Consider the following 11,777-nt stretch of genomic DNA (forward strand, 5'->3'; position numbering starts at 1 on the left):
TTAAGAAGTCTTTACTTTTGATGGATTTGCTTGAAAAGTAAAGTGTATATTTGCAAAAAAATTATAAGCTATTTTATGAGCAAATTATTGATTGTAGGTTCTGTTGCTTTTGATGCTATAGAAACCCCATTTGGAAAAACTGACAAAATTTTAGGAGGAGCAGCACCATATATTGCTCTTTCTGCATCTAATTTTAATATTCCGTCGGCAATAGTTTCTGTTGTTGGAGAAGATTTCCCAAAGGATTATTTTAAAACATTAGAGGAGAAAAATATTGATACTTCTGCCATAAAAATTGTAGAAGGTGGTAAAACTTTTTTTTGGAGCGGAAAATATCATAACGATTTAAACTCTAGAGATACATTAGAAACGCAACTTAATGTGCTTGCAGATTTCCAACCCGTAGTTCCGGATAATTATAAGGATGCAGAAATTGTAGTATTGGGTAATTTAAATCCATCGGTACAGCTTAGTGTTTTGGAACAGTTTAGTGTAAAACCAAAACTGGCAATTCTTGATACCATGAATTTTTGGATGGAAGATGCGTTTATCGAAGACTTACGTAAAGTGATTGCAAAAGTAGATGTGATTACAATAAATGATGAAGAAGCTAGACAATTAAGTGGTGAGTATTCTTTGGTAAAAGCAGCAAGGGCTATTGAAAAAATGGGACCTTCCTATGTAGTTATCAAGAAGGGAGAACATGGAGCGTTATTGTTTCATAAAGATCAGATTTTCTTTGCGCCAGCGCTTCCGTTAGAAGAAGTGTTTGATCCAACTGGAGCTGGAGATACTTTTGCAGGAGGTTTTGCAGGATATTTGACTAAAACAAAAGATATTTCTTTCGAGAATATGAAAAATGCGATTATCCATGCTTCTAATTTGGCTTCTTTTTGCGTAGAAAAATTTGGAACAGAACGAATGGAAAACTTAAGTCGAGAAGAAGTTCAGAAAAGACTTCAACAGTTTAAAGAATTAACACAATTCGAAATAGAATTGTCTTAAATATAAAATATAGCCCTAAACAATGCTTTGGGGCTTTTTTAATTATGGTTTACCCAACACAACAACTTAGAATTTTTGGAATACAATGAGTGATGCGTTAAAACACGAATGCGGGATAGCATTTATTCGTCTACTGAAGCCATTAGAGTATTATAAACAAAAATACGGAAGTGCATTTTATGGTGTCAATAAAATGTATTTAATGATGGAAAAGCAACATAATCGAGGCCAAGATGGTGCCGGTTTTGCAAGTATAAAATTAAACACCCCTCCTGGAGAACGTTATATAAGTAGAGTTCGTTCTAGTGAGTCTCAGCCTATTCAAGATATATTCTCTCAAATAAATGATAGAATTAATAAAGAATTAAGTGACCACCCCGAATATACAGATAATGTTGATCTACAAAAAAAGAATATACCTTATATAGGAGAAGTGCTACTTGGACATGTACGTTATGGTACATTTGGTAAAAACAGTGTAGAGAGTGTTCATCCTTTTTTAAGACAAAATAACTGGATGCATCGTAATCTTATTGTTGCCGGAAACTTCAATATGACTAATAATGATGTGTTATTTGATAACCTGGTGAGATTAGGTCAGCATCCAAAAGATAAAGTGGATACGGTTACTGTAATGGAAAAAATTGGCCATTTCTTAGATTCTGAAGTAGCTAAATTGTATAAAAAATTAAAAAAAGAAGGCTTTAATAAGATTGATGCTTCTCCTCAAATCGTAGAGCGACTTAATGTAGCTAAAATTCTCAAAAAATCTTCAAGAGATTGGGATGGCGGATATGCAATGGCAGGAATGTTAGGACATGGAGATGCATTTGTATTAAGAGACCCTGCAGGGATTAGGCCTGCGTATTACTATAAGGATGATGAAGTTGTTGTGGTTGCATCGGAAAGGCCTGTAATACAAACCGTATTTGATGTTCCTTTCGAGAAAGTACTTGAATTAGATCCAGGAAAAGCTATCATAGTAAAAAATAATGGAGATACTTCGATAAAAGAAATTATAGAACCATTACAACGTAAAGCATGTTCGTTTGAGAGGATATATTTTTCTAGAGGAAGTGATGCTGAAATCTATGAGGAAAGAAAAAAATTAGGAAAATTAATCATGCCTCAGGTTCTTAAAGAAATTGATCATGATACTATAAATACAGTTTTTTCTTTTATTCCTAATACGGCAGAAACATCTTTCTATGGTATGGTTGAAGCTGCACAAGATGAATTGAATAAGCAGAAAAATGAAACTATACTTTCTGAAAAAGATAATTTAACAGATGAACGTTTGGCTGAAATTCTGTCATCTAGACTCAGAACAGAGAAAATTGCAATTAAAGATGCTAAGCTTCGTACGTTTATAACCGAAGATAGTAGTAGAGATGATCTTGTTGCTCATGTATATGATGTGACTTATGGAGTTGTAAAATCACAGGATAATCTAGTAATCATAGATGATAGTATCGTAAGAGGTACTACTCTAAAGAAGAGTATCATTAAAATGATGGACAGGTTACAGCCAAAGAAAATTGTAATTGTCTCTTCGGCACCTCAAATTAGATACCCTGATTGCTATGGAATTGATATGGCAAGATTAGAAGGATTAATTGCATTTAAAGCTGCATTAGAACTTTTGAAAGAAAATGGGAATTATGATTTGGTAGAACGGGTTTATGAAAAATGTAAGGCCCAAGAAAATTTGGCAGATGAAGAAGTTCAAAATTTTGTAAAGGAAATTTATGCTGGATTTCCTGATCAAGAGATCAGTGATAAAATTGCAGAATTGTTGAGTGATAAAACGGTAAATGCCGAAGTTAAAATCATTTATCAATCGGTAGATAACCTGCATAAGGCTTGTCCTAAAAATCTGGGAGACTGGTATTTTACGGGGGATTACCCAACAATTGGAGGGAATAGAGTAGTAAATAAAGCCTTCATAAATTTTTATGAAGGGAAAAACGAAAGAGCGTACTAAAAAAGGCAAAAATTTTGTTGTTAAAAATGGTTAATTTGTGTATTTCAACAAGTATTTTGACCTTTCATCTAAAACATTTTTTCACAATGAAATTCCGTCTTATATTAGCAAAGCCATAGCATAAGTAGGTTAAGTTCATGGTAGATTTGGGGCAAAAAAAGGTGGACTTTCCACCTTTTTTTATTTTAGAACATTTTGAAATATTTATATATATAAAAAAGAGTCACTAATTAGTGACTCTTTTTCTTTTTGTAATACTATTTGTTTGATCTTATTTTCCTTGTGCATATCGACTAGAAACTTCATTCCAATCAATTACATTAAAAAATGCCGAAACATAATCTGGGCGACGATTCTGATAGTTTAAATAGTAAGCATGCTCCCAAACATCCAAACCAAGAATAGGTAATCCACCACAACCAATACCTGGCATTAATGGATTATCTTGATTAGGCGTAGAGCAAATTTCTACTTTTCCTCCTTGATGAACACATAACCATGCCCATCCAGAACCAAATCGAGTACCAGCAGCTTTAGAGAAAGCATCTTTAAATGCATCAAAAGATCCATAAGCTGCATTAATAGCATCTGCAAGATCTCCAGAAGGTTTTCCACCTCCATTCGGAGACATTATGTCCCAGAATAAGCTATGATTGTAATAACCACCACCATTGTTTCTAACTGCATTATTAGACATATCAAGATTGATAAGAATGTTTTCAATAGTTTTTCCATCTAGATCAGTACCCTCGATAGCGGCGTTTAGTTTATTGGTATACCCAGCATGGTGTTTATCATGGTGGATTTCCATTGTACGAGCATCTATATGGGGTTCTAATGCATCAAATGCATAGTTTAATTTTGGTAATTCGAATGACATATGTTATTATTTTGATTAATAAAAATAAAAATGACATCAAATTTAACAATTAGAGTGATTAATAAAAATTAATAATTGTTATAAATTAATTAAAAGCGAAAACGTAATTTATAAGATGATTAAAGAGTAATATTTTGATGATAGCTTAGCCTAGAAATCTATCCTTTTAGTATTTTAGTAAAAAAAAGAATTGGATCCCCACGTTGCTTTTACCGTTTATAATGCTGCTGCCGGAGCAGGAAAAACATATACCCTTGTAAAAGCGTATTTGATCACTCTTTTAAAAGGAGAGTATAAAGACAGTTATAAGAATATTTTAGCGATCACATTTACTAATAAAGCGGTTGCTGAAATGAAAATGAGGATTTTAGAAAACCTTATTGCTATCAGTAGTGATACTATTTCTTCTAAGCACGAAAATTTATTTAATGATTTAGTCACAGAAACCGGAATAACAGAAGAAAAGCTTAAAAGAAGAGCTGGTGTTATATTAAATAGTATTCTTCATAACTATGCTGCTTTTGATATTGTTACAATCGATACTTTTACACATAGAGTGATTCGAACATTTGCATACGATCTTGGAATCCCGATGAATTTTGAGATTGAAATGGATACAGATGTATTGATACAAGAGGCAATAGATGCACTTATCTCTAAAATTGGCATAGATAAAGAATTAACGAACTTAATTGTAGATTTTGCAAATAGTAAAATTGAAGATGACAAAAGTTGGGATATTACTTTAGAGCTTCAAAAAGTAGCAAAACTTTTATTTAGCGAAAATGACCGCAAACATCTTAATGTGTTTTCTAATAAGAGTATACAAGATTTTGAGGAGCTAAAGCAAGTATTATCAGGAAGAATTATTGAGACTCAAGATATTATTGTGGCAACAGCAAATAAAATCTTAGATTCTATTAAACAAATAGGTTTACAATTTGAGGATTTTACTAGAGGCTCTATACCTACCCATTTTCAAAAACTTGCTAATAAAGAAAAGGCAATAGATTTTAAAGCGGCATGGAAACAAGATATTCAATCTGCATCATTTTATAGTAGTAAATTAGAACATCATAAAAAAGAAGATATAGATAGCATTAGATCAATGATTGAAGAGAGTTTTATAAAAACTAAACATGATTTAATTAAAGCCCGCCTTTTTCAAAATATAATTAAAAACCTAACTCCTCTTTCAGTATTAAATGCGATTAATAAGGAGTTAAATGCGATTAAAAAAGATCGAAAAATTCTTTTAATATCAGAGTTTAATACATTAATAAGTAATTCGATTCAGGATCAACCTGCTCCTTTTATTTATGAACGTTTAGGAGAGCGATATCGAGATTATTTTATTGATGAATTTCAGGATACCTCAGAGTTGCAATGGAATAACCTAGTGCCGTTGATTGATAACGCTGTGGCAACCGAAACACTTTCAGGAAAGAAAGGTCAAATCACTATTGTGGGAGATGCAAAACAAGCAATATATAGATGGCGAGGAGGAAAAGCAGAACAGTTCATTGACTTATCTGCAGATCAAAACCCTTTTTCAGTAAAAGAAAAACAAGTCCTTAATTTACCTAGAAACTATCGTAGTCATGAAGAGGTTATTACGTTCAATAATAGTTTTTTTACTTTTTTGGCAAATGATTGTAGTGATATAAAGCATAAAGAACTTTATGTACTAGGTAATAACCAAAAGACGAATACCAAAAAAGACGGATATGTAAATATCTCTTTTGTTAAAGCCAAAAATGTTGCCGAAGAAAATGAACTGTATCCACAAAAAGTATTTGATCAGGTTTTAGAACTTCAGGGAAAAGGATATGGGTTAAATGAGATATGTATTATTGTGAGAAAACAAAAAGAAGGAGCTGTAATTGCCGATTTTCTTACTAAAAAAGGAATATCTATAATTTCTTCTGAAACGTTATTGATTCAAAACGCACCAGAAGTTAAGTTCGTTATTGATATGTTGTCATGGTTCGTAGAGCCTCAAAATCTATTAGCAAAAATTAATCTTTTGCATTTCGTTGCAGAGCAGTTTTCAATTCAGGATAAACATAGGTTTTTGCAAAAGATGGTGTTTAGTGAGCAGGTCGAGTTTTTATCCCAGTTAAGAGTTTTGGGTATTGAGTTTGATCTTAAGTCATTAGAAATTAAACCTCTTTATGATGCAGTAGAATATATCATTAACTCTTTTAAGCTAGCAAAAGCAACTCCGGCTTATCTTCAATTTTTTCTGGATGTGGTGTTTTCATACACGCAAAAACATACAGAGGGAGTAATTGGATTTCTTTCTTACTGGAATGACAAAAAGGATAAGTTAAGTATAGTGGCTCCAGAGTCTGAAAAGGCAATTAAGATTATGACTATACACAAAGCCAAAGGATTAGAGTTTCCTTGTGTGATTTATCCTTACGCCAATATAGATATATATAGAGAGATAGAACCCAAAACCTGGCTTTCTGTAAATAACAAAGAGTATTCTAATTTCGAAGAAGTCTTTATAGATTACAATAAAAACATATCAGATTATGGGGTTAATGCTCAGGAAATTGTTTTGGATAGGCAAGCGCAATTAGAGTTAGATGCTTTTAATCTTTTGTATGTAGTACTCACAAGAGCCGAAGAACAATTGTATGTCATTTCTAAATTAGAGGTTACTAGTAAGGGGGAGAGTAATCCTAACAAGTTCTCGGGGAAATTTATAAATTATTTAAAGAATATAGGTTTATGGGATCAAGAAAAGACCGAATATACTTTTGGTAATCCTTCGAGACCTTACCATAAAGAAAAAGATATAGAGGGAAATGAAACCAATGTAGTAAAGTTAAGTAGATTCAATGATTTTTCTAGAACCTATAAAGTGCACATAATAACCAACTCAGGTAAGCTTTGGGATACATCGCAAATGAATGCTATAGAAAAGGGGAATTTAATCCATGATCTTATGTCTTTAATATATACGGATCAAGATGTGGTAGGAGTAATTAATGAAGCTTATATAAAAGGAGAAATTACCATATTGGATAAAGAAGCAATAACCAAAGAGCTTATGGGCGTTGTGAAACACCCAGAACTGTATCAATATTTTTCTGAAGGAAATACGGTATACAATGAGAGAGATATTGTTTTTAATGGAAAACTATTTAGGCCGGATAGAGTTGTGGTTGATAAAAATGGCATAACGACTATAATAGATTATAAAACCGGCACATACGATGCCTCGCACGCTAATCAAATTCTTGAATATAGTAGAATCTTGCAGGAAATGGGGTATACGGTTATTAATAAGATTCTTATTTACTTTGACCATGATATCACTTTAAAATATATATAAATAAGTAGTGTTTTTACAATTACTAAAAGAAATTTAAGGATAAAAGGTATTTTTATCTTATAATTGTATCATAATTATTGAGATAATTCAATAAGTTTTTCTCTAAAGTGGTCAAAATCATCGCTTTTTTTGGGGTTGAAAAACGATAACAAAAAACTTCAATACCCTCGAAAACGGTTATATATACTGGCCTGTTAAGAAAAATTTATTAGATTTATCTTTGACAGTTATGTTTAACATATTACATTTGCTCTAATTAACACTTAAAAATTAAATTATTGAATATGAAACATCTTAGCAGATTTTTAGTGGCTTCGTTATTTGTACTGGGACTTAGTACGGCGAATGCACAAGATGAAAACAATCCTTGGGCGGTTTCTATAGGCATTAACGCCGTTGACATTTTCCCTACTGGGGGAGACCTAATTAGTCAAGGAGAAATTTTCGATGAATTTTTTAATGCTAGTGACCACTGGAACGTACTTCCTTCTGTTTCCAAATTATCTGTTGGTAGATATATAGGAGATGGTTTTACTTTTACTGTTTCTGGGTCGGTTAACAAAATTGATAAAGCTGGAGAACTTCCTGATGGAACAGAAGTTTCTGTAGACGATTTATCTTACTATGCTGCTGATGGTAGAATTAGCTATAGTCTTAAAAACGTTTTAAACTCAGGTTGGTTTGATCCTTACTTAGGTGTAGGTGGGGGTTATACATGGGTAGATGAAGTAGGTGCTGGAACATTAAACGGTTCTCTTGGATTTAACTTTTGGTTAACTGAGAATTTAGCACTTAACCTTCAAACTACTTACAAGCATGTATTTGAAGATTACGAAGTGGAGAACTATCCTCCAACTCATTTCCAACATTCTGCTGGTCTTACTTTCGCTTTCGGAGGTAAAGATACAGACGGTGATGGTATATATGACAAAGATGATGAATGTCCAGACGTTCCTGGTTTAGAGGAATTCAATGGATGTCCTGATACTGATGGTGATGGAATCACTGATGCCAAAGATGACTGTCCTGATACTGCAGGTTTAGCAGAATTTAATGGATGTGCTGATACAGACGGTGACGGTGTGCCAGATCCTAAAGATGAGTGTCCTACTGTTGCAGGATTAGCAGAACTTAATGGTTGTCCTGATGCTGACGGTGATGGAATCACTGACGCTAAGGATGGGTGTCCTAATGAAGCTGGACCAGCTGCTAACAACGGATGTCCTTACCAAGATAAAGATGGTGACGGTGTATTAGATAAAGATGATAACTGTCCTGACGTTGCTGGTACTGTTGCAAACAATGGTTGTCCAGAAGTAACTGAAGAGATTCAGAAAACTCTTAACGAATATGCTGCACAAGTATTATTTGATTCAGGTAAATCTAGTATCAAAGAAGAATCAAACAAAGTACTTAAGGATATCATCGCTATCTTAAAAGAGTATCCTACTGCTAAATTTACTGTAGAAGGTCATACTGATAGTGCTGGTAGTGCTAAACTTAACCAGAGATTATCTGACTCTAGAGCTAATGCTGTTAAAAACTTCTTAGTTGAAAACGGTGTAGATCAATTCAGATTATCAGCTGTTGGTTATGGTGAAGACAAGCCTATCGCTACTAACAAAACTAGAGCTGGTAGAGCTAAAAACAGACGTGTTGAGATTAACTTAGTGAAATAAGAATATCTCTTACTAATAAATTAGGAAAACGTCCCGATATTATCGGGACGTTTTTTATTTTAGATAATTCAAAGAAAAGAAATAGATAATTGTTGGTATTCTTTGCCAATTCTTAAAGTGTTATAACAGATAAAACCGTTATACAATTGAAAAGTTTTTTAAGAGAAGTTCTATTAGAACAGGGAGAAGATCCTCAAGAATTAAGTAAGCTTGTTTTTTTAGTACCTAGTAAAAGAGCAGGGTTATTTCTTAAAAAAGAACTTGTACAACTATTCCCCAATCAAACTATTTTTGTTCCAGAAATTTATAGTATTGAAGAATTTATAACTAAAATTTCAGGATTACGACAAATAGACAATATCCAAGCATTATTCGAATTTTACGAGACATATAGAGAGACTCACCCTAATCTTGAGAAAGAAGATTTTGAAACTTTTAGTAATTGGGCGCAAACATTAATTTACGATTTTAATGAAATCGATAGGTATTGTATAGACCACAAAAGCTTTTTTGCCTATCTATCAGGAATTCAGGATTTAAATCACTGGTATTTACAAAAGGAAAAAACAACCTTAGTCCAGAATTATATAAAATTTTGGGAGAGTTTAAAAGATTACTATGATGCTTTTAAAGACAAACTGATAACAAAAAAAATGGGTTATCAGGGTTTGTTATACAGAAAGGCTTCTGAAGATATTCTAACCTATATTAAAACCGAAACACGGAAACATATTTTAGTTGGCTTTAATGCATTAAATAATGCTGAACAAACCATCTTTCAAACTTTATTAGATGCCGGTATGGCAAAAGCATATTGGGATGGTGATCAGTTTTTTATGAATAATCGGTACCACGAAGCATCATTGTTTTTACGAACATATAAAGAACAATGGGGGTATTATCAAAAACAACCATTTGAGTGGATTGGTGATAATTTTTCAGAAAAAAAAGACATTCAGCTTATCGGAGTACCCAAAAATGTTGGTCAGGCAAAGTATGTTGGAGAAATTCTAACAACAATTCCAAAAGCAGACATAGAAAAAACAGCCTTAGTTTTGGCAGATGAGAGTTTACTACAGCCATTATTAAACACCTTACCGGATTCTATTCAGTCTATTAATATAACTATGGGTTTACCGCTTAAAGAAGCCCCTATAGCTGGTTTTTTTGAACTATTATTCAACTTACATAAAAATTCTAATGAAGAGGGTTTATATTTCAAATCTGTACTTAAAATTTTAAACAGTCTTCCTGCATATAGATTATTAGGTGTTACTTCTAGGGATTTAACACATATAATATCTAAGGAAAATATTGTGTTTCCATCTCTAGAAAAATTACTTGAACGTGTTACGGATAATGAAAAGGAAGTACTTGAGTTATTATTTAAACCATGGAGAAATGTGAATACCGCACTTAAAAATTGCGGTAAGATTATACAAAGGTTGAAAGATGCTATCGATAAGGAAAAGAATGCTCTAGAACTAGAGTATGTATATCATTTTCATTTAGTATTCAATAGACTATCTACTATACATAGTAGTTATCAATACCTTAATACTATTAAGTCTTTACATATATTATATAAAGATCTTTTGATGACCGAAACTCTGGATTTTTCTGGAGAACCTTTTAGCGGATTACAATTTATGGGTATGTTAGAATCCAGGTGCTTAGACTTTGAAACGGTTATCATAAGTTCGGTAAATGAAGGTATGTTACCCGCCGGAAAAAGTATGAATTCTTTTATTCCGTATGATTTAAAAAGGGCATATAATCTTCCTACATACAAAGAAAAGGATGCGATATATACGTATCACTTTTATCGATTGATTCAAAGAGCAAAAAATGTTTACGTACTATATGACACAGAGGATGAAGGTGTAGGTGGAGGAGAAAAAAGTAGATTTTTACTTCAGTTAGAAATTGATAAAAGACCAAATCACTCACTCACAAAATATATTGTTGCTTCCGAAGTGCCTAAACTAATGAATTTGCCGCTACAGGTCGAAAAGAATGAAGAAGTTTTAATACAATTAAAAGCATTGGCCGCTCATGGGTTATCTCCTTCAGCGCTTACATCTTATATTAGAAACCCATTAGATTTTTATTATAAATATGTTTTGGGCATACAAGAAACAGATCAGGTCGAAGAAACCATAGCAGCAAATACTCTGGGTACAGTGATTCATAATACACTAGAAACTTTTTATAAACCTATAGAAAACGCTTTTCTCACACTTGATCACATCAAGAAAATGAAAAATATGGTGGATGGTGAAATTAAAGCTCAATTTAAACAAGTGTATTCTGAGTTGGATATTTCACAAGGTAAAAATCTCCTGATTTTTGAAGTAGCCAAAAAATACGTGTTTAATTTCCTCCAATCTGAAGAGAAATTAATTAAAAATGGTAGTCAACTTAAAATAGTAGCTATTGAGAATAACCTTAAAGCTTTATTAGATTTCCCAGAATTAGATTTTCCGATTGTTATTAAAGGAAAAGTAGATCGTATTGATGAATTAGATGGAGTATTAAGGGTGATAGATTATAAAACCGGTAGAGTAACGCGCGGTGATGTTGTATTAATGGATTGGGACATTATTACCGATGACTATAAATACAGTAAAGCTATTCAGGTTTTATTATATGGGTATATGCAGTATAAAGGGCAACCTACTGTAGAATCATTTCAGGCTGGTATTATATCATTTAAAAACCTTCAAGAAGGTTTTCTTAAGTTTGGCACCAAAGAAAGTATTAGAGGTAAAGCAAATCATCAAATTACTGATCAAGTATTTGATGAATTTTTGAAGCAACTAAAAAAAATAATTTTCGAAATTTTTGATATCAAAATTCCGTTTATTCAAAAAGAAGTTTGAT

Annotated in this window: 6 protein-coding genes; 5 read left to right on the forward strand and 1 reads right to left on the reverse strand. The window is 32.5% G+C overall.

What is annotated here, in order from left to right; all coding sequences use genetic code 11:
- The first annotated feature begins 75 nt into the window (after nt 1-75).
- On the forward strand, nt 76-1,005 hold the full coding sequence (locus DK508_RS17785) for a PfkB family carbohydrate kinase (protein WP_109302132.1): 930 nt from the start codon (nt 76-78) through the stop codon (nt 1,003-1,005).
- Between the two features lie 85 nt (nt 1,006-1,090).
- A complete protein-coding gene (locus DK508_RS17790) occupies nt 1,091-2,989 on the forward strand; it encodes an amidophosphoribosyltransferase (RefSeq protein WP_109302133.1) in 1,899 nt (632 codons plus the stop codon).
- A 271-nt stretch (nt 2,990-3,260) separates the two neighbouring features.
- Here the strand turns inward: DK508_RS17790 and DK508_RS17795 are convergent, their stop codons facing one another.
- Nucleotides 3,261-3,869 (reverse strand): superoxide dismutase, encoded by a 609-nt coding sequence (locus tag DK508_RS17795; protein ID WP_109302134.1) that lies wholly within the window; start codon nt 3,867-3,869, stop codon nt 3,261-3,263.
- A 190-nt stretch (nt 3,870-4,059) separates the two neighbouring features.
- On the opposite strand from DK508_RS17795, the gene DK508_RS17800 reads away from it, so the two are divergent.
- The 3 genes from DK508_RS17800 (at nt 4,060) to DK508_RS17810 (ending at nt 11,776) form a co-directional block, all read left to right on the forward strand.
- Nucleotides 4,060-7,215, forward strand: a complete 3,156-nt coding sequence (locus DK508_RS17800; RefSeq protein WP_109302135.1) for an exodeoxyribonuclease V subunit beta — start codon at nt 4,060-4,062, stop codon at nt 7,213-7,215.
- A 284-nt stretch (nt 7,216-7,499) separates the two neighbouring features.
- Entirely contained in the window at nt 7,500-8,894 is a 1,395-nt protein-coding gene (locus DK508_RS17805) for an OmpA family protein (RefSeq protein ID WP_109302136.1), read from the forward strand.
- Between the two features lie 146 nt (nt 8,895-9,040).
- On the forward strand, nt 9,041-11,776 hold the full coding sequence (locus tag DK508_RS17810; protein WP_109302137.1) for a PD-(D/E)XK nuclease family protein: 2,736 nt from the start codon (nt 9,041-9,043) through the stop codon (nt 11,774-11,776).
- The last annotated feature ends 1 nt before the right edge of the window (nt 11,777 follow it).

This window comes from Aquimarina sp. AU474 (assembly GCF_900312815.1).
In the GTDB taxonomy this organism is placed as follows: Bacteria; Bacteroidota; Bacteroidia; order Flavobacteriales; family Flavobacteriaceae; genus Aquimarina.

Bases quoted from the DNA above. Each gene is read 5' to 3' on its own strand.
- DK508_RS17805 (WP_109302136.1), top strand. From the start codon at position 7,500: ATGAAACATCTTAGCAGATTTTTAGTGGCTTCGTTATTTGTACTGGGA.
- DK508_RS17790 (WP_109302133.1), top strand. From the start codon at position 1,091: ATGAGTGATGCGTTAAAACACGAATGCGGGATAGCATTTATTCGTCTA.
- DK508_RS17795 (WP_109302134.1), bottom strand. From the start codon at position 3,869: ATGTCATTCGAATTACCAAAATTAAACTATGCATTTGATGCATTAGAA.
- DK508_RS17785 (WP_109302132.1), top strand. From the start codon at position 76: ATGAGCAAATTATTGATTGTAGGTTCTGTTGCTTTTGATGCTATAGAA.